Origin of the sequence: Klenkia terrae (assembly GCF_900491935.1) — a bacterium.
GTDB classification, from domain to species: domain Bacteria; phylum Actinomycetota; class Actinomycetes; order Mycobacteriales; family Geodermatophilaceae; genus Klenkia; species Klenkia terrae.
The window spans coordinates 3,407,815-3,426,020 of record NZ_UEXK01000004.1 but is presented as its reverse complement, the minus strand read 5'-3'; the positions used below and the strand labels follow the sequence as shown (position 1 = coordinate 3,426,020).

The 18,206-nt window shown below is 75.1% G+C and carries 17 protein-coding genes and 1 tRNA gene; 7 read left to right on the top strand and 11 right to left on the bottom strand.

The features are described from left to right. Positions 1-22 precede the first annotated feature (22 nt). On the top strand, positions 23-796 hold the full coding sequence (locus LFA75_RS17135; protein ID WP_225234809.1) for an endo alpha-1,4 polygalactosaminidase: 774 nt from the start codon (positions 23-25) through the stop codon (positions 794-796). Here LFA75_RS17135 and prmC read toward each other — a convergent pair. The 10 genes from prmC to argS form a co-directional block, all read right to left on the bottom strand. Continuing rightward, the gene (prmC, locus tag LFA75_RS17130; protein WP_225236082.1) at positions 772-1,614 is read right to left on the bottom strand and encodes a peptide chain release factor N(5)-glutamine methyltransferase; all 843 of its coding nucleotides are present in this window, start codon (positions 1,612-1,614) and stop codon (positions 772-774) included. The two genes, LFA75_RS17135 and prmC, sit on opposite strands and share 25 nt — an antisense overlap. Before the next feature lie 14 nt (positions 1,615-1,628). Further along, positions 1,629-2,699 carry a peptide chain release factor 1 gene (gene prfA / locus LFA75_RS17125; protein WP_225234808.1) on the bottom strand — a complete coding sequence of 357 codons (1,071 nt, stop codon included), beginning with the start codon at positions 2,697-2,699 and terminating at the stop codon, positions 1,629-1,631. Between the two features lie 87 nt (positions 2,700-2,786). Continuing rightward, positions 2,787-3,011, bottom strand: coding sequence for a 50S ribosomal protein L31 (gene rpmE / locus LFA75_RS17120; protein ID WP_225234807.1), 225 nt, complete (start codon positions 3,009-3,011; stop codon positions 2,787-2,789). Between the two features lie 149 nt (positions 3,012-3,160). Further along, positions 3,161-5,086: a transcription termination factor Rho gene (gene rho / locus LFA75_RS17115; RefSeq protein WP_225234806.1), complete on the bottom strand. Its 1,926-nt coding sequence runs from the start codon at positions 5,084-5,086 to the stop codon at positions 3,161-3,163. Continuing rightward, positions 5,083-5,235: a hypothetical protein gene (locus LFA75_RS17110; RefSeq protein WP_225234805.1), complete on the bottom strand. Its 153-nt coding sequence runs from the start codon at positions 5,233-5,235 to the stop codon at positions 5,083-5,085. Before LFA75_RS17110 ends, rho begins: the two co-directional genes overlap by 4 nt. Before the next feature lie 367 nt (positions 5,236-5,602). After that, positions 5,603-6,523: a homoserine kinase gene (thrB, locus tag LFA75_RS17105; RefSeq protein ID WP_225234804.1), complete on the bottom strand. Its 921-nt coding sequence runs from the start codon at positions 6,521-6,523 to the stop codon at positions 5,603-5,605. Next, positions 6,520-7,593 carry a threonine synthase gene (gene thrC, locus LFA75_RS17100; protein WP_225234803.1) on the bottom strand — a complete coding sequence of 358 codons (1,074 nt, stop codon included), beginning with the start codon at positions 7,591-7,593 and terminating at the stop codon, positions 6,520-6,522. Before thrC ends, thrB begins: the two co-directional genes overlap by 4 nt. After that, entirely contained in the window at positions 7,590-8,906 is a 1,317-nt protein-coding gene (locus tag LFA75_RS17095; RefSeq protein WP_225234802.1) for a homoserine dehydrogenase, read from the bottom strand. The genes thrC and LFA75_RS17095 overlap by 4 nt, the downstream gene beginning before the upstream one ends. Then, positions 8,903-10,384: a diaminopimelate decarboxylase gene (lysA, locus tag LFA75_RS17090; protein ID WP_225234801.1), complete on the bottom strand. Its 1,482-nt coding sequence runs from the start codon at positions 10,382-10,384 to the stop codon at positions 8,903-8,905. The genes LFA75_RS17095 and lysA overlap by 4 nt, the downstream gene beginning before the upstream one ends. Next, a complete protein-coding gene (argS, locus tag LFA75_RS17085; RefSeq protein ID WP_225234800.1) occupies positions 10,381-12,054 on the bottom strand; it encodes an arginine--tRNA ligase in 1,674 nt (557 codons plus the stop codon). Before argS ends, lysA begins: the two co-directional genes overlap by 4 nt. 182 nt (positions 12,055-12,236) lie before the next feature. Here argS and LFA75_RS17080 point away from each other — a divergent pair, with 182 nt between their 5' ends. The 6 genes from LFA75_RS17080 (at position 12,237) to LFA75_RS17055 (ending at position 16,577) form a co-directional block, all read left to right on the top strand. Beyond that, entirely contained in the window at positions 12,237-13,109 is an 873-nt protein-coding gene (locus LFA75_RS17080) for a DUF3105 domain-containing protein (RefSeq protein WP_225234799.1), read from the top strand. Positions 13,110-13,167: 58 nt separating this feature from the next. Beyond that, complete coding sequence (locus LFA75_RS17075; RefSeq protein WP_225234798.1) at positions 13,168-13,821, top strand: DUF305 domain-containing protein; 654 nt, start codon at positions 13,168-13,170, stop codon at positions 13,819-13,821. Positions 13,822-13,863: 42 nt separating this feature from the next. After that, positions 13,864-13,938 (top strand) — tRNA-Arg (locus tag LFA75_RS17070). Positions 13,939-14,002: 64 nt separating this feature from the next. Continuing rightward, entirely contained in the window at positions 14,003-14,518 is a 516-nt protein-coding gene (locus LFA75_RS17065) for an SRPBCC family protein (protein WP_225234797.1), read from the top strand. Beyond that, entirely contained in the window at positions 14,515-15,711 is a 1,197-nt protein-coding gene (locus tag LFA75_RS17060) for an MFS transporter (protein ID WP_225234796.1), read from the top strand. The genes LFA75_RS17065 and LFA75_RS17060 overlap by 4 nt, the downstream gene beginning before the upstream one ends. A 77-nt stretch (positions 15,712-15,788) precedes the next feature. Further along, on the top strand, positions 15,789-16,577 hold the full coding sequence (locus LFA75_RS17055) for a lysophospholipid acyltransferase family protein (protein ID WP_225234795.1): 789 nt from the start codon (positions 15,789-15,791) through the stop codon (positions 16,575-16,577). On the opposite strand, the gene LFA75_RS17050 is transcribed toward LFA75_RS17055, so the two are convergent. Further along, entirely contained in the window at positions 16,549-18,189 is a 1,641-nt protein-coding gene (locus tag LFA75_RS17050) for an ABC-F family ATP-binding cassette domain-containing protein (protein WP_225234794.1), read from the bottom strand. The genes LFA75_RS17055 and LFA75_RS17050 overlap by 29 nt on opposite strands. Positions 18,190-18,206: the final 17 nt, after the last annotated feature.

Below are 18,206 nucleotides of genomic sequence, written 5' to 3'. Positions count from 1 at the left end.
TCCCCCACCTAGTGTTCCGGTCGTGCGCGGGCTGCTGATGGTGGGTGTGCTGCTGCTGGCCGCCTGCAGCACGACCGACGGCGCGACCGACGGCGCGGCCACCCCCATGGGTCTGCGGGTGGACTACCAGCTGGGCGGCGCCTATCCCCCGGCCGACGACGTCACCGGGGTGGTCCGGGACCGCACCGATCCGCCGGCGCCTGGGCTGTGGTCGGCCTGCTACGTCAACGCCTTCCAGACCCAGCCCGGCACCGACGACGTCCCCGAGGACCTGCTCCTGCACGACGCGGCCGGAGCCCGGGTCGAGGACCCCGACTGGCCCGGGGAGTTCCTGCTGGACATCGGCAGCGCCGACCAGCGGGCCCGGGTGGCCGACCTGGTCGGCGGGTGGATCGACCGCTGCGCCGACGACGGCTTCGACGCCGTCGAGCCCGACAACCTGGACAGCTGGACCCGCTCGCAGGACCTGCTGGGCGAGGACGACGCCCGGTCCATGGCCGAGCTGCTCGTCGAGCGGGCGCACGACGCCGGGCTGGACATCGCGCAGAAGAACGCCGCCGACCTCGACGGGCGGGCGCTGGGCTTCGACTACGCCGTGACCGAGCAGTGCCAGGTCTACGACGAGTGCGCGGCCTACACGGACGCCTACGGCGACGCCGTCGTCGAGATCGAGTACACCGACGAGGCGTTCGCGGCGGCCTGCGACGCCCGCGGCGGCACGATCGCCGTCCAGCGCCGGGACCTGGACGTCTCGGTGCCCGGCACCGAGGGCTACGAGTCGCGCTTCTGCGACTGAGCGGTCGTGTAGCGGGGCCGGCCCGCGAGGTCGGGGTGGTCGGCCACGTCGGTGAACCCGCCGTGCGAGCGGACCAGCGCCGGCAGCGAGGTGCCCTGGGCGTCGGCGTGCTCGATCGCCAGCAGGCCGCCGGGGCGCAGCAGGCGGGCAGCGGTGTGCAGCAGGCCGCGGACGACGTCGAGCCCGTCGGGGCCGCCCCACAGCGCCAGCGGCGGGTCGTGGTCGGCGACCTCGCGCGGCAGGCGGGCGTCGTCGGGCACGTAGGGCGGGTTGGACACCACGACGTCGACGGTGCCGTCCAGGTGGCGCAGCAGCTGCGGGTCGGTCATGTCGCCGGCGAGGACGGTGACCGGGGTGTCCCCCGCCGCGGCCCGGGCGTCGGCGTTCAGCCGGGTCCAGGCGATCGCGTCGGCGTCCCGCTCGACCGCGGTGACCTGCGCGCCGGGGTGCTCGCCGGCGACCGCCAGCGCGATGGCGCCGGAGCCGGTCCCCAGGTCGACCACGACCGGCGTGGCCAGGTCCGCGACCCGGTCCAGCACCCAGCCGGCGATCTGCTCGGTCTCCGGCCGCGGCACGAACACCCCGGGCCCGACCGACAGCTCGAGGTGCCGGAAGGCCGCGCGCCCGGTCAGGTGCTGCAGGGGCACCCGGGCGACCCGTTGCTCCAGGAGGGACTCGAACCGGGCGGTGTCCGCGACGTCGTCCAGGGTGATCAACCGGGCGCGCGGCACCCCCAGCGCGTGGGCGAGCAGCAGCTCGGCGTCCACCCGCGGGGACTCGACGCCGGCCGCGGCCAGCCGGGCGGCGGCACCGGTCAGCAGCGTGCGGGGGTTCAGCTGCCGGCCTCGAGCAGCTCGGCGGTGTGCGCGGTCATCAGCGCGTCGATGACCGGGTCGAGCTCGCCGTCGAGGACGGCGTCCAGGTTGTGCGCCTTGAAGCCCACCCGGTGGTCGGAGATCCGGTTCTCCGGGTAGTTGTAGGTGCGCACCCGCTCGCTGCGGTCCACGGTGCGGACCTGCAGCCGCCGGGCGTCGCTGGCGGTGGCCGCGGCCTCCTCGCGGGCGGCGGCCAGCAGCCGGGAGCGCAGCACCCGCAGCGCGGACTCCCGGTTCTGCAGCTGGCTCTTCTCGTTCTGCGAGCTGACGACCGTGCCGGTGGGCAGGTGGGTGATCCGGACGGCGGAGTCGGTGGTGTTCACGCTCTGCCCGCCCGGCCCGGAGGACCGGAAGACGTCGATGCGCAGGTCGTTCGGGTCGACGGTGACGTCGACCTCCTCGGCCTCGGGCAGCACCAGGACGCCGACGGCGGAGGTGTGGATGCGGCCCTGGCTCTCGGTGACCGGCACCCGCTGCACCCGGTGCACGCCGCCCTCGAACTTCAGCCGCGACCAGATGCCCTCGTCGCCGCGGGCCTTCACCGCGACGGCGACGTCCTTGTAGCCACCGAGCTCGGCGTCGACGGCGTCGAGCACCTGGGTTGCCCACCCACGGCGCTCGGCGTAGCGCAGGTACATCCGGAGCAGGTCCCCGACGAACAGCGCGGACTCCGCGCCGCCCTCGCCGGCCTTGATCTCCAGGATGACGTCCTTGTCGTCGTCGGGGTCCTTGGGCAGCAGCTGCTCGCGCAGCCGGTCCTCCAGCCGCGTGACCTCCTCGGCCAGCGACGCGGCCTCCGCGGCGAACGCCGGGTCCTCGGCGGCCAGCTCGAGCGCGGCACCGCGGTCCTCGCGGGCGGCCTCGAGGGCGCGGGAGGTCTCCACCAGCGGGGCCAGCGACGCGTAGCGGCGGGCCAGGCGGCGGGCGCGGGCCTGGTCGGCGTGCACGCCGGGGTCGGCCAGCTCCAGCTCGAGGGAGGCGTGCTCGGCGAGCAGGTCGGCGAGACCGCCGTCCGGCGTCCCGTTCACGGTGCTCTCCTGCCCTCGGTGGTCACGACACGACGACGGCGCCCGCCCCGCCCCTCGTGGGGGGCGGTGCGGGCGCCGTCGGGAGTGCTACTTGCTGGCCGCGGTCTCGCGCTTGCCGAAGCGCTTCTCGAACCGGGCCACGCGGCCGCCGGTGTCCAGCACGCGCTGCTTGCCCGTGTAGAACGGGTGGCAGGCCGAGCACATCTCGACCGACAGCGTGCCGCCGGGGATGGTGCTGCGGGTGGTGAAGGAGTTGCCGCAACCGCAGGTCACAGCGGTCTCGTGGTAATCGGGGTGGATGTCGGGCTTCATGTCCCTCGCCCTCTCTGTGGTCTGGCAGGCCGAGGTGGATCGGCCGGTGCATTGGGGATGAACGTCGTCGGCGGGCTGGGTTGTTCCACGCCCGCCGGGGGCTCGGTCGGCAAGTCTCCCACATGCGCGGGGACCGGCCGACCGAGGCCCTAGTCGTCGCGGCCGGCGCCGAGCGTCGTCTTCTGGACCTGCATGAGGAACTCGATGTTGTTGCGGGTCTTCTTCAGCTGACCCAGCAGCAGCTCGATCGCCTGCTGCGGCTCCAGCGCGGCGAGCACCCGGCGGAGCTTGATGACGATGGCCTGCTCGTCCGGGCTCATCAGCAGCTCCTCCTTGCGGGTGCTGGAGGCGTTGACGTCCACGGCCGGGAAGACCCGCTTGTCCGCCAGCCGGCGGTCGAGCTTGATCTCGGCGTTCCCGGTGCCCTTGAACTCCTCGAAGATGACCGTGTCCATGGTGGACCCGGTCTCCACCAGCGCCGAGGCGATGATGGTCAGCGAACCGCCGTTCTCGATGTTGCGGGCGGCACCGAGGAAGCGCTTGGGCGGGTACAGCGCCGTGGAGTCCACGCCGCCGGACAGGATCCGCCCGCTGGCGGGGGCCGCCAGGTTGTAGGCGCGGCCCAGCCGGGTGATGGAGTCCAGCAGGACGACGACGTCGTGGCCCATCTCGACCAGCCGCTTGGCCCGCTCGATGGACAGCTCGGCGACGGTGGTGTGGTCGGTCGCCGGCCGGTCGAAGGTGGAGGCGATGACCTCGCCCTTCACCGACCGCTGCATGTCGGTGACCTCCTCGGGCCGCTCGTCGACCAGGACGACCATGAGGTGGCACTCGGGGTTGTTCGTGGTGATCGCGTTGGCGATCGCCTGCAGCACCATCGTCTTGCCGGCCTTGGGCGGCGACACGATCAGCGCCCGCTGGCCCTTGCCGATGGGCATGACCAGGTCGATCACCCGGGTGGTCAGCGTCGTCGAGTCGGTCTCCATCCGCAGGCGCTCCTGCGGGTAGAGCGGGACCAGCTTGGTGAACTCCGGCCGCGTCCGGGCCTGCTCGGGGTCCAGGCCGTTGACCGAGTCCAGCCGGACCAGCGCGTTGTACTTGTCCTTGCGCTCGCCCTCGCGGGGCTGGCGGACCGCACCGGTGATGGCGTCGCCGCGGCGCAGGCCGTAGCGGCGGACCTGGGACAGCGACACGTAGACGTCGTTGGGCCCGGTGAGGTACCCCGAGGTGCGGACGAAGGCGTAGTTGTCCAGCACGTCGAGGATGCCGGCGACGGGCAGCAGGACGTCGTCGTCGCTGACCGCCGGCTCGCCCTGGTCGTAGCGGTCGCGGCCGCTCCCGCCCTGGCCACCGGTGGTGCCGCCGCGGCGGTTGCGGTCGCGGTAGCGGCGGCCACGGCGCCGGCCGTTGCCGTCGAACTCGTCGTCGTCGTCCTCGGGCCCGGCGTCGCCGCGGGTGTCGGGGCGGTTGTCGGGCCGGTTGTCCGCGCGGCCGTCGGGGCGGTTGCCCGGTCGGTCACCGCGGTTGCGGCCGCCGTCGGGGCCCTGCTGGTTGCCCGACCGGTCACCGCGGGAATCGTTGCGGGGGTCGTTGCGGTCCGCGGACTCGCCCTGGTCGCGGTCGTCGTCCCGACCGCGGTTGCGGGTGCGGCCGCCACGGTCCTGGGTGTCGGCCTGGTCCCGGTCGTCGTCGCGCCCACGGTTGCGGGTCCGGCCGCCGCGGTCCTGGGAGTCGCCCTGGTCCCGGTCGTCGTCGCGACCCCGGTTGCGGCCACCGCGGTCCTGGGTATCGGCCTGCTCGCGGTCGTCGTCCCGACCGCGGTTGCGGGTCCGGCCACTGCGGTCCTGGGACTCGCCCTGGTCACGGTCGTCGTCGCGCGGGGCGGGTCGACCGCGGTCGGCGTCGCCCTGGGGGCGGCCGTCCTGCTGGGCGCGGCCGTCCTGCTGGGTGCGAGCGGTGTCGTCGCCGTCGGTGCGGCCGGCGCGCTCGGCACGGCTGCGGTCGCGGCTGCGCTGCGGTCGCTCCGGGCGGCCCTCGGCGGGGGTCTCGACGGGGCTCCCGTCGGTGGAGGTCACGGCGGACGGCGGCCCGGCGGGGGGGCGCGCAGGGGGGGGGGGGGGGCGCGCAGCTCCTCGACGTCGGGGGCCAGCGCGCGGTAGTGCACGGTGACGCCGAGCTCGGCGACCCGCTCCTGCAGGATCGACAGCAGCTCCTTGCGGCTCATCGCGNTTCGGCGGCCAGTCGTTGGAGCTCGGGCAGCAGCATCGCCGACAGCCCGTTGCCGCGACGGCGCCACCTCCGGCTCGGACGTCGCGACCAGAGAGGTGGTCTCGCTCACGTACAGGTCCTTCCCTGCGGTGACCTGCACCAACTGGCGCAGGAGGTGACCCGGTGCCCTCTCGGGTTCGCCGCGACGAGGCCGCGGCGGGACCGAGGAGGGGGAACGGGGCTGTGGGGACGAGGCGAAGGACGGCAGTCGCACGTCGTCGACGTCTCGCGATGAGGCACGCCCGAGGGCGGCTGTGCGGCCAGCCTAGACACCGGCCGGTGCAGCCCACGACACCGGCTGCCCCCGGTGCCTTCCCAGGCGATCAGGACGATACAGCACGGTCTCCGTACCGGATGCGCGCGCCGGCGGGCTCGACCGCCAGGTCCAGCACCTCCCACCCCTCGGGGACGACGGTGCGCACCAGGGCGGCGTCCTCGGGGCGGGCGTCCACGACCAGCACGCCCGGCCCGGCCCCGGAGACCACCGCGGCGTGCCCGGCGTCGCGCAGGTCGGCCACCAGCGCCGCCGTCCCCGGCATCGCCGAGGCCCGCTGCGGCTGGTGCAGCCGGTCCTCGGTCGCCTCCATCAGCAGGGTGGGCGCGGTGGTCAGCGCGTGCACCAGCAGCGCGGACCGGCCGGCGTTGAACGCGGCGTCGCCGTGCGGCACCAGGTCGGGCAGCAGGCCGCGGGCGACGTGGGTGGACAGCGTCGAGGTCGGCACGCACACCAGGGGGGTGACCTGCCGGTGGACCGTCAGCGACGTCGCCCGCACGCCGTCGGGGCCGGACCAGGACAGCGTCAGCCCGCCCAGCAGGCAGGCCGCGACGTTGTCGGGGTGGCCCTCGATCGCGTCGGCGAGGGCGAGCACCCGCTCGTCGTCGACGCCGACGACCGCCGGGCACAGCGCCCAGGCGGCGAGGATGCCGGCGATCACCGCGGCGGCCGAGGACCCCAGGCCGCGGCCCTGCGGGATGCCGTTGCGGGCGTGCAGGGCCAGGCCAGGCGGTGCCCAGCCGAGGTCGGCGCAGGCCGCCCGGAAGGCCCGCACCACGAGGTGGTCCTCGTCGCGGGGCAGGTCGGCCGCGCCGTACCCCTCGACGACGACCTCCAGGCCGTCGGCGACGGAGACCTCGAGCTCGTCGTAGAGGCTCAGCGCCAAGCCAGCGCTGTCGAAGGCCGGCCCGAGGTTGGCGCTGGTGGCCGGCACCCGGATGCGGACCGAGGGCCCCATCACGGTGCTCACAGGCCCAGCTGCCCGGCAGCGGCGGCGGCGTCCACCGGGATGGTCACCGGCGCGGGGGCGCCGGAGATGGCCCACTCGGGGTCCTTGAGGCCGTTGCCGGTCCCCGTGCACACGATCCGCTGCCCGGGTTCGAGCTCGCCGGCGGCGGCCACCTGCAGCAGGCCGGCCCCCGACGCGGCCGACGCCGGCTCGACGAACACCGCCTCGGTGCGGGCCAGCAGCCGGTAGGCGGCCAGGATCGCCCGGTCGGTGACGGCGTCGATCCGGCCGCCGGACTCGTCGCGGGCGGCCAGCGCCTTGGTCCAGGACGCGGGGTTGCCGATCCGGATCGCGGTCGCGATGGTGCTCGGGTTCTCGACCACGGCCCCGTTCACGATCGGGGCGGCGCCGGCGGCCTGGAACCCGAACATGCGGGGGCGGTGGGTCGCCGGGCCGGGGGTGTCGGAATCCATGGAGTACTCCCGGTAGCCCTGCCAGTAGGCGGTGATGTTGCCGGCGTTGCCGACCGGCAGGCAGTGGATGTCCGGGGCGTCGCCGAGCACGTCCACGATCTCGAACGACGCCGTCTTCTGCCCCTCGATGCGGTACTGGTTCACGCTGTTGACCAGGCTGACCGGGTAGTCGATGGCCAGCTTGGAGGCCAGCGCCAGGCAGTCGTCGAAGTTGCCCTCGACCTGCAGCAGCTTGGCCCCGTGCACCAGCGCCTGGGCCAGCTTGCCCGTGGCGATCTTGCCCTGCGGCACCAGGACGGCGCAGACCAGCCCGGCGCGGGCCGCGTAGGCCGCGGCGCTGGCCGAGGTGTTCCCGGTGGAGGCGCAGATGACCGCCTGCGCGCCCTCCTCGACGGCCTTGGTGATGGCCATCGTCATGCCGCGGTCCTTGAACGACCCGGTCGGGTTGGCGCCCTCGACCTTGAGGAACACCTCGCACCCGGTCCGGCGGGACAGCTCCGGCGCCGGCACCAGCGGGGTGGCGCCCTCCTGCAGCGTCACCACCGGGGTCGTGGCGCTCACCGGCAGGCGGTCGCGGTAGGCCTCGATCAGCCCCGGCCAGAACGGTGACGCGGTCATTGCAGTCCCTCCACGCGGAGCACGCTGGTCACGGCCCGGACGGCCGGCATCCCGCGCAGCCGGGAGATCGTGGCAGACAGGGCGGCGTCGGGGGCCCGGTGGGTGACGATGACCAGGGTCGCGGCCTCGCCGGCGCCGTCCTGGCGGACGGTCGAGATGCTCACGCCCTGCGCGGCGAACTCCTGGGCCACGGTGGCCAGCACGCCCGGCTTGTCCGCCACGTCGAGGCTGACGTGGTAGCGGGTCGGGGTGTCGGCCATGGGCGCGACCGGCAGCCCCGCGTAGCTCGTCGTCCCCGGTCCGGCGACCCCGGCGACCCGGTTGCGGGCCACCGCGACCAGGTCGCCCAGCACGGCCGACGCGGTCGGCTGCCCGCCGGCGCCCTGGCCGTAGAACATCAGCTGCCCGGCCGCCTCGGCCTCGACGAACACGGCGTTGAACGCCCCGCCGACGGCGGCCAGCGGGTGGCTGGTCGGGATCATCGCGGGGTGCACCCGGACGGCGATCGCGTCGCCGGACTCCCCCGCGACCTTCTCGCAGATCGCCAGCAGCTTGACCGTGCAGCCGATCTCGGCGGCCCGGGCCACGTCGGTCGAGGACACCGCCGAGATGCCCTCGCGGTAGACGTCGCTCGCCACCACCGGGGAGTGGAAGGCCAGCGAGGCGAGGATGGCGGCCTTGGCCGCGGCGTCGAAGCCGTCGACGTCGGCGGTCGGGTCGGCCTCGGCGTAGCCCAGCTCGGTGGCCTCGGCCAGCGCCTCGGCGAAGCCGGCACCGGTCTCGGCCATCCGGGACAGGATGTAGTTCGTCGTCCCGTTGACGATGCCGACCACCCGGGTGAGCTGGTCCCCGGCCAGGGACTCGCGCAGCGGGCGCAGCAGCGGGATGGCCCCGGCGACGGCGGCCTCGTAGTACAGGTCGACGCCGGCGTCGGCGGCCGCGGCGTGCAGCGCGACCCCGTCGTCGGCCAGCAGCGCCTTGTTGGCGCTGACCACGCTCTTGCCCGCGGCGAACGCGGCGAGCATCAGCTCGCGGGCGGGCTCGATGCCGCCGATGACCTCGACCACGAGGTCGACGTCGGGCCGGGTGACCAGGGCGTGGGCGTCGGTGGTCAGCAGCTCGGCGGGGACCTCGGGGTGCCGGTCCGGGCGCCGGACGGCGACCCCGGCGACCTCGACCGGGCGGCCGACCCGCGCGGTGATGTCGGCGGCCTGGTCGGCCAGCAGCCGGAGCACCGCCGACCCGACCGTGCCGCAGCCCAGCAGGGCCACCCGCAGCGGCTCCGGCGCGGGCGCGTCCACGGGCGGGGTCACCGCTGCACCCCCACCGAGGGCTGGGAGGGCGCGGGCACCGGCGGGGGGACGTCGGTGAGGACGGCGTCGAGGGCGAACACGTCGGACAGTGTCTGCCGTCGGACGACCACCGACGACACCCCGTCCCGCACGGCGACCACCGGCGGCTTGAGCAGGTAGTTGTAGTTCGAGGCCATCGACCAGCAGTAGGCACCCGTGGCGGCCACCGCGAGCAGGTCCCCGGGGACCACGTCCGAGGGCAGCCACAGGTCGCGGACCAGCACGTCCCCGCTCTCGCAGTGCTTGCCCACGACCCGGCACAGCGCCGGGGGCGCCGCGGAGACCCGGTTGGCCAGCACGCAGGTGTAGGAGGCGTCGTAGAGCGCGGTGCGGATGTTGTCGCTCATCCCGCCGTCCACCGAGACGTAGTTGCGCACCATCGGCGTGCCCGGGGAGCCCGAGGCGCCCAGCCGGACCGGCTTGATCGTGCCGATCTCGTAGAGCGTCACCGTGCCGGGGCCGGCGATCGCCCGGCCCGGCTCGACGGCCAGGCGGGGCACCGGCAGGTCCAGCTCGGCGCACTCGGCGGCGACCACCGACCGCAGCTTGACCGCCACGTCGTGCGCGGCGACCGGGTCGTCGTCGGGCAGGTAGGCGATGCCGAAGCCGCCCCCCAGGTTGAGCTCGGGGAGCACCACCCCGGTCGCGTCCCGGACGGCGCCCATCAGGCCCACGACCCGGTGCGCGGCGGCCTCGAAGCCCGCGGTGTCGAAGATCTGCGAGCCGATGTGGCTGTGCAGCCCGGCCAGCTCCAGCGCCGGCTCGGACACGCAGCGCACCGCAGCGGCCAGTGCGTCCCCGGTGGCCAGGGAGAACCCGAACTTCTGGTCCTCGTGGGCGGTGGCGATGAACTCGTGGGTGTGCGCCTCGATGCCGACCGTGGAGCGGATCAGCACCGGCACGGGTGCGCCGCCGGCGGCGACCCGGGCGGCGGCCAGCGGCACCAGGCGGTCGATCTCGTCGAAGGAGTCCAGCACCACGTGCCCGATGCCGGAGTCCACCGCCAGCGCCAGCTCGACCACGGACTTGTTGTTGCCGTGCAGCGCGATCCGGTGCGCCGGGAACCCGGCGGCCAGCGCGACGGCCAGCTCGTTGCCGCTGCAGGCGTCCAGGTGCAGCCCGTCCTCGGCGACCCAGCGGGCCACCTGGCCGCACAGGAACGCCTTGGAGGCGTAGTGCACGTCGGCGCCCTCGAAAGCAGCGGAGAAGTCCGCGGCCCGGCCGCGGAAGTCCGCCTCGTCCAGCACGAACAGCGGCGTGCCGTGGTCGCGGGCCAGCTCGGTCACCGGGCGGCCGCCCAGGTGCAGCTCGCCGTCGACCCGGGTGGCGCTGCGCGGCCAGACCTGGCCGTCGAGCTCGCCGAGCGACGCCGGCGGGGCACCGGCGGCCGAGGGCGGGGTCAGGTTGCCGTGCAGCGGACCTGCCGGGTGCGCCCTCACATCCGCTCCGGGGCGTGCACGCCGAGCACGGCCAGGCCGTTGCGCAGCACCTGCGCGGTGGCCGCGCACAGCCACAGCCGGGCGACGGTGGTCGGGGTGACCTCCTCGTCGCCGCGCGGCAGCACCCGGCACACGTCGTAGAACCGGTGGTAGGTGCCGGCCAGCTCCTCCAGGTAGCGGGCCACCCGGTGCGGGGCGCGCAGCTCGGCGGCCGCGGTGACCACCCGGGGGAACTCGGCGACCGCGCGCAGCAGGTCGACCTCCCGCGGGTGGGCCAGCTGGGTGGCGTCCACCGCCGCCGGGTCCCCGGCGTCCAGCCCGGTGGCGATGCCCAGGTCCGCCGCACCGCGCAGCAGCGAGGCGATCCGGGCGTGGGCGTACTGGACGTAGAAGACCGGGTTGTCGCTGGCGGCCCTGCTCCACAGGTCCAGGTCCAGGTCGATCTGCTGGTCGACCGAGGCCCGGGCCAGGGCGTACCGGGCGGCGTCGGCGCCGACGGCCTCCACCAGGTCGGCCAGCAGCACGAAGTTGCCCTTGCGCTTGCTCATCCGGACGGTCTCGCCGTCCTTGACCAGGTTGACCAGCTGGCCGAGCAGGATCTCCAGGTTCTGGTCGGGGTCGTCGCCGAGCGCGGCGACCAGCGCCTTGTACCGGCCGACGTAGCCGGCGTGGTCGGCGCCCAGCATGATCACCACCCGGTCGAACCCGCGGGAGCGCTTGTCCTGGTAGTAGGCGCAGTCGGCGGCGAAGTAGGTGTAGTCCCCGTCGCTCTTGACCAGCGGCCGGTCCTTGTCGTCGCCGAAGGTCGTGGTGCGCAGCCAGGTGGCGCCGTCGGCCTCGTAGACGTGGCCCCGCTCGCGCAGCGTGCCGATGGCCTTCTCCAGCGCCCCGCTGGCGTGCAGCGTGGCCTCGGAGAAGTAGGTGTCGAACACGACGCCGAAGTCGGCCAGGGAGGTCTTGATCTCGGCGAACATCAGCTCGACGCCGCGCACCCGGAACCGCTCCTGCTGCTGGTCCTCGGGCAGGTCCAGGACGCCGGGCTCCGCGGCCACGACCTGCGCACCGATGTCGGCGACGTAGTCACCGGCGTAGCCGTCCTCGGGCACCGGGCGGCCCGCCGCGGCGGCCATCAGGCTGCGGGCGAACCGGTCGATCTGGGACCCGGCGTCGTTGAAGTAGTACTCCCGGCTGACCTGAGCCCCGGTCGCGGTGAGCAGCCGGCCCAGCGCGTCGCCGACCGCCGCCCACCGGGTGGACCCCAGGGTCACCGGCCCGGTCGGGTTGGCCGACACGAACTCCAGGTTCACCTTCAACCCGGCGAACGCGTCGGTGCGGCCGTAGGCCTCCCCCGCCGTCACCGCGTCGACGGCGATCTGGCCCAGCGCGCCGGAGGTGAACGTCACGTTGAGGAACCCCGGACCGGCCACGTCGACCCGCTCGACACCGGGCTGCTCGCGCAGGTCGGCGGCCAGCAGCTCGGCCACCTCGCGGGGCGGCCGGCCGGCCTGCTTGGCCAGCTTGAGCGCCACGGTGGTGGCGTAGTCGCCGTGCTCGGGGTTGCGCGGGCGCTCCACCACGACGTCGTCGGGGACGGCGACCGCGAGGGTGCCGCGCTCGACGGCCGCGGCGACGACGGAGCGGACGAGGGAACTGAGCTGCTCGGGCGTCACCGGGTGATCGTAGAAGAGCGGAACCACCGACTTCGCCGCGCCGTTGACCAGCAGGCAGGACCGGTGTGCACCGTCACACGGGGCCGTCCGCACAGCTCCGCCATCTAGACTCCCCCGCCGGGACCGGCCCGCCGCCTCACGGTGCGCCGCGCGGTCCACCCCCGATCGAGACTGGAGAGGCCTTGCCCGAGGACCCGAAGCCCGACACGAACGCCGATCAGCCCGCTGGTGGCGCCTCGGCGGCCAAGCGCACGCCGGGCAAGGGCGCCGGTGGCCGGCAGGCCACCCCGGCCGGGAAGGGCCTGGGCGCCGCGGGCAAGGGCGCCGGCAACCGGCCCGGCGGCAAGGGCGGCCGGACCCGACCGCAGCAGGCCGTGGTCGCCAAGCCCAAGCCGTGGGGCCTGATCGCCGCCGCCGTCGCCGTCGTGGTCTTCGCCGGTGCCGTCATCGGCTACGCCGTCTACGCGGTGAACCGCAGCGAGGCCGACCGGATCACCGCGGCCGACCAGATCGACGGCGTGCAGGTCTTCGACTACGCCGCCGGCCAGCAGCACGTGACCACCCCGGTGGACTACACCGAGTCACCGCCGGTGGGCGGCCCGCACGACGGCGAGTGGGCCGACTGCACCGGCACCGTCTACGACCAGGACATCCGGCACGAGAACGCCGTCCACGGGATGGAGCACGGCGCGGTCTGGATCACCTACGACCCGGACGCGATCAACGACGACGACCTCACCACCTTGACCGACCTGGTCGAGGGCAACTCCGGCCTGTTGTTGTCCCCGTACGCCGGTCTGGGGTCGACGATCAGCCTGCAGTCGTGGAACCACCAGCTGGCCGTGGACTCAGCCACCGACCCGCGCGTCGAGCAGTACGTCGACTTCTTCGTCTTCGGGCAGGACGCCGAGGGCGAGGCCCTCTTCCCCGAGCCGGGGGCCAGCTGCGAGAACCCGGTGTTCATCTCCGACCCGCTGGTGGTCGGCGACGACAGCCGGTCGGCGGCGGCCAGCGTGCCGACCGACGCCGAGACCACCCCCACCGCTGCGGGCTGACCGCGGCGCCCCGGGCCCGTCCGCAGCGGGCCCGGGCACGAACCCTGAGGTGACCGAGATGATGTCCGACTCCGCGACCGGTGATACCCGCAAGCTGCTCAGCACCGTCCTCGTCGCGGTCATCGCCGTAGGCCTGCTCGTCGCGGGGGGCGGCCTCGCGGTGGCCCTGGGCCTCGGTCGCACCGATCCGCCCGCGGCGGGCAGCGTGGACGTCGGCTTCGCCCAGGACATGAGCCGGCACCACCTGCAGGCGGTCGAGATGGCCAACCTCGCGGGCACTCGCAGCCAGGACCCCGAGGTCCGGCAGCTCGCGTTCGACATCTCCGCCACGCAGACCAACCAGACCGGTCGCATGCAGGGCTGGCTGACCCTCTGGGGCCAGCCGGTGACCAATCGGGACACCATGGCCTGGATGGGCTCCTCCGAGCACGACGCCATGTCCGCCGGCGGCCTCATGCCCGGGATGGCCACCGAGGACGAGCTCACCGAGCTGCGGGCCGCCACCGGCACGGCCTTCGACGTGCTGTTCCTGCAGCTGATGATCCGGCACCACCAGGGCGGCCTGGAGATGGCGCAGCAGGGCGAGGCGCGCGCCGCCGAGGCCGTCGTCCGCGGCCTCGCCCGGTCGATCGCGACGACCCAGAGCGCGGAGAGCACGACGATGGCCGCGATGCTCGTCGCCCGCGGGGGGTCCCCCCTCCCGGCCCCCTGAGCCGTGCGATAACGTTCCCGTCGCTTCCCCAGCACCACACGAGCCCCCGTAGCTCAGGGGATAGAGCACTGCCCTCCGGAGGCAGGGGCGCAGGTTCGAATCCTGCCGGGGGCACCAGCGCACGGGCCGGATCCGCCAGGGTCCGGCCCTTCGTGCGTCTCGACCACCGACGGGGGACGACGTGGCACGCCGGCGCACGGTCAGCGACTCGGTGCTGGTGGCGGCCCCGCCCTCGGCGGTCTACGCGCTGGTCAGCGACCCGACCCGGACCCCGGAGTACAGCCCGGAGAACCGGGGCGCACGCACCGACCACGCCGGGGCCCTGCCGGTCGGGGCGGTGTTCACCGGCAGCAACGAGCGCCGCGGGTTCCGCTGGATCACCGAGGGCGGGGGGACCGCGGCCGACCCCGACCAGCGCTTCGCCTTCCGGGTGCGGGCCATCGGCGGCGCCCGCCGGCGGGTGCGCGCCGGCATCGCCGGGTGGGAGCACCTGCTCGAGCCCGCCGTGCTGCCCGACGGCACCCCGGGCACCCGGGTGACCCAGACCTGGACCGACGAGCGCACGATGCCCGACCCGGTCGCCCGGCTGTTCGACGCCGTCGCCACCCGGGGGCCGTTCGCGGACTTCCAGCGACGCAACCTGGCCACCAGCCTGCAGCGGCTCAGGGCCGTCGTCGAGGCGGACGTCGAGGCGTGAGCGCGCCCGCGCAGCCCCGGCCCCGCGCCTGGGTCCCGGTGGCGCTGGCCATGTTCGCCATCGGGTGGGGCGCCAACCAGTTCGTCAGCCTGCTGGTCGCCTACCGGCGCGACGAGGGGCTGTCGTCGGTCGACGTCTCGGCGCTGGTCGGGGTCTACGCGCTGGGGCTCATCCCGGCCCTGCTGCTGCTCGGCCCGGTGTCCGACGCCCGCGGGCGCGGTCCGGTGCTGCGGGCTGCCGCGGTGGTCTCGGTGCTGGCCACCGCCGTCCTGCTGCTGGACCAGCTCTGGGCGCTGTACGCCGGGCGGCTGCTCGCCGGGGTGGCCAGCGGGGCCGCCTTCGCCGCCGGCAGCGCCTGGGTGCGCGAGCTGTCGGGCCCCGCGTGGGACCCCACCACCGTGCCCGGCACCGGCGCCCGCCGGGCCGCCACCGCGCTGTCGGCCGGCTTCGGGCTGGGCCCGCTGGTCGCCGGGCTGGTCGCCCAGTGGGCCCCGCACCCGCTCACCGTCGCCTACCTGCCGCACCTCGTCCTCGGCCTCGCCGTCCTCGTGCCGCTGTGGCGGTCACCGGAGACCGTGCCGCGCAGCGACACCCGGGTGCCGCTGCGCACGGCGGTGCGGATCGCCTCGGTGCGCCAGCCGCGGTTCCGGCGGTTGGTCACCCCGGTCGCCCCGTGGGTGTTCACCGCGGCGACGGTGTCCCTCGCCGTCCTGCCGGGTCTGCTGGCCGACGGCGGCGGGGTGGCCGCCGAGTACGCCGTGGCGGTCAACGCCGTGGTGGCCGGGCTGACCCTGGGCACCGGCGTCCTGGTGCAGCCGCTGGCCCGCCGGCTGGCCGCCGCCGACACCCGCCCGGCCGCCCGGCTGGGCACCGCCGCCGTCGTCGCCGGGCTGGTGGTCGCCGTCGCGTACGCCGCCGCGCCGACGCCCTGGCTGCTGGTGCCCACCGCGCTGCTGCTGGGGGCCGGCTACGGCTGCTGCCTGGTGGCCGGTCTGCTGGAGACCCAGCGGGTGGCCGCCCCGCACGAGCTGGCCGGCCTGACCGGGGTGTTCTACGCGCTGACCTACCTCGGGTTCGCCGCCCCGCTGGTGCTGGCCGCGCTCACCGCCGTGGCGCCCTACCCGGTCCTGCTCGCCGTCCTGGCCGGTCTGGCCGCGCTGACCCTGGCCTGGACGACGGTCGACCGCACCTGAGGACCTTCCGCGGGTCGACGTGTCGCGGTGGGACGGCGGACACCCGACGGCCACCTGGGGACCCGACCGTGGTGCCCATGAGCACGCAGCCCTGCTCGACCGCCTGCCTCGCCGACGTCTCCCCCACCGCCCCCGCCGGGCTCCGGCGCCGGCGCTCGGCCGCGCTGGCCGCGGCGCTCGCCCGGGCGGCCACCCGCCCGCCGGCCGGCGACGGCCGCCGGCACGCCGTCTGCACCGCCGCCCGCCTGCTCACCGCCGCCGGCGTGCGGGTGGTCGTGGTGCAGCCGGCCACGCCCTGGCCGACCGGCCCGCGCCTGGTCGTGGCCAACCGGGTCTCCTGGGTCGACGACCTCGCCCTGCGCACCGCGGTCGCCGCGCTGCCGGCCGACGACGGCACCATCTGGCCGGGCCTGGCCACCCTGCGCGGCGACCAGGTCGAGACCGAGCTGCTCCGCGGGCGCAGCGTGCTCGTCCGGCCCGAGGCGACCACCACCTGCGGGACCGAGATCGGCCGGTTCGTGCCCGCGCGGTTCGCCCCCGCCCTGGCCGCCGGCGTGCCGGTCTGCCCGGTCGCCGTCCGCGCCCGGCAGGCGGGCCGGCCCACCACCGCCACCGCCCAGCTGGACGGCGAGACCTGGTGGCGCAGCGCGGCCCGGGTCGTCGGCACGACCGAGCTGGTGCTCGAGGTCCACCTGCTGCCGGCCATCGCCCCGCGGCACGGCACCGCCGCCGAGGTCGCGGCGCTGGCGGAGTACGCGGTGGCCCAGGTGCTCGAGGTCGACCCGCCGCGGCCGGTCAGCCACCCACGCCGACCCCGCACGCACGACGGTGCCGGGCTCAGCCCTCGGTCACCCGTCCGCCGCTGACCGCCAGCCGGCGGGTGACCGCGACGGCGTCGAGCATCCGCCGGTCGTGGGTGACCAGCAGCAGCGTGCCGGTGTAGTCGGCCAGCGCCTGCTCCAGCTGCTCGATGGCCGGCAGGTCCAGGTGGTTGGTGGGCTCGTCGAGGACCAGCACGTTCACCCCGCGGGCCTGCAGGAGGGCCAGCGCCGCGCGGGTCCGCTCCCCCGGGCTCAGCGACCCCGCCGGCCGCAGCACGTGGTCGGCCCGCAGGCCGAACTTCGCCAGCAGCGTCCGCACCTCGGCGTCGGGCAGGTCGGGCACCTCGGCACCGAAGGCCGCCGACAGCGGCAGGTCGCCCAGGAAGCTGCGCCGGGCCTGGTCCACCTCGCCCAGCCGCACCCCCGAGCCCAGCGACGACGAGCCCTCGTCGAGCTCGACCCGGCCCAGCAGCGCCGCCAGCAGCGTGGACTTCCCCGCCCCGTTGCCGCCGGTGATCGCCAGCCGGTCGCCCCAGTCGACCTGCAGGTCCACCGGACCCAGCTGGAACCCGCCCCGCCGGACGACGGCACCCCGCAGCACGGCGACCACCGAGCCCGCCCGCGGCGCGGCGGCGATCTCCATCCGCAGCTCCCACTCCTTGCGGGGCTCCTCCACCACCTCCAGCCGCTCGATCCGCCGCTGGGTCTGCTTGGCCTTCGCCGCCTGCTTCTCCGACGACGCCCGCTGCGCGGCCTTGATGTGCTTGTCGCCGTCCTTGCTCTTCTTGATCGAGTCCCGGACGCCCTTGGCCATCCAGTTCTTCTGCATCCGGGCCCGCGCCTCCAGCCCGGACTTGGTGTCGGCGAACTCCTCGTACTCCTCGCGGGCGTGCCGGCGGTCCACCTCGCGCTCGGTCAGGTACGCCTCGTAGCCCCCGTCGTGCACCCGCACCAGCTGCTGGGCCAGGTCCAGCTCGACCACCCGGGTCACCGTGCGCGAGAGGAACTCCCGGTCGTGGCTGACCACCACCACCCCGGTACGCAGGCCCTGCACGAAGGACTCCAGCTGGTCCAGCCCGGCCAGGTCCAGGTCGTTGGTCGGCTCGTCCAGCAGCAGGACGTCGTAGCGGGACAGCAGCAGCGCGGCCAACCCCACCCGGGCCGCCTGCCCGCCCGACAGCCCGGTCATCAGCGCGTCCTGCGCCACCCCCGGCGCCACCGTCGCCAGCACCTCGCCGGCCCGCTCCTCCAGGTCCGCCCCGCCCAGGGCCAACCAGCGCTCCAGGGCGTCGGCGTACCCGTCGTCCGGCGTGCCCGCGGTCAGCGCCTCCAGGGCGTCGTCCATCTCCTGCTGCGCCGGCGCGACACCGGTCCGCCGGGCCAGCGCCCCGAGCACCGTCTCGCCGTCCCGGCGCTCGTGCTCCTGCGGCAGGTAGCCCACCGTGGCCGAGGGCGGGGACAGGCTGATCCCGCCGTCCTCCGCCGGCAGCAGCCCGGCCAGCGTGCGCAGCAGCGTCGACTTGCCCGCCCCGTTCACCCCCACCAGTCCCACCACGTCCCCGGGGGCCACCACCAGGTCGAGGTCGGCGAACAGGACCTTGGCGCCGTGCCCGGCGGCCAGGCCACGGGCGACGAGGGTGGCGGACACGGTGTGCATTGTCGCGCTTCGCGCTC

Excerpts from the sequence above, each read along its gene's own strand:
- rpmE (WP_225234807.1), bottom strand. The coding sequence starts at position 3,011 with ATGAAGCCCGACATCCACCCCGATTACCACGAGACCGCTGTGACCTGC.
- LFA75_RS17110 (WP_225234805.1), bottom strand. The coding sequence starts at position 5,235 with ATGAGCCGCAAGGAGCTGCTGTCGATCCTGCAGGAGCGGGTCGCCGAG.
- thrC (WP_225234803.1), bottom strand. The coding sequence starts at position 7,593 with ATGACCGCGTCACCGTTCTGGCCGGGGCTGATCGAGGCCTACCGCGAC.
- LFA75_RS17075 (WP_225234798.1), top strand. The coding sequence starts at position 13,168 with ATGATGTCCGACTCCGCGACCGGTGATACCCGCAAGCTGCTCAGCACC.
- LFA75_RS17055 (WP_225234795.1), top strand. The coding sequence starts at position 15,789 with ATGAGCACGCAGCCCTGCTCGACCGCCTGCCTCGCCGACGTCTCCCCC.
- LFA75_RS17050 (WP_225234794.1), bottom strand. The coding sequence starts at position 18,189 with ATGCACACCGTGTCCGCCACCCTCGTCGCCCGTGGCCTGGCCGCCGGG.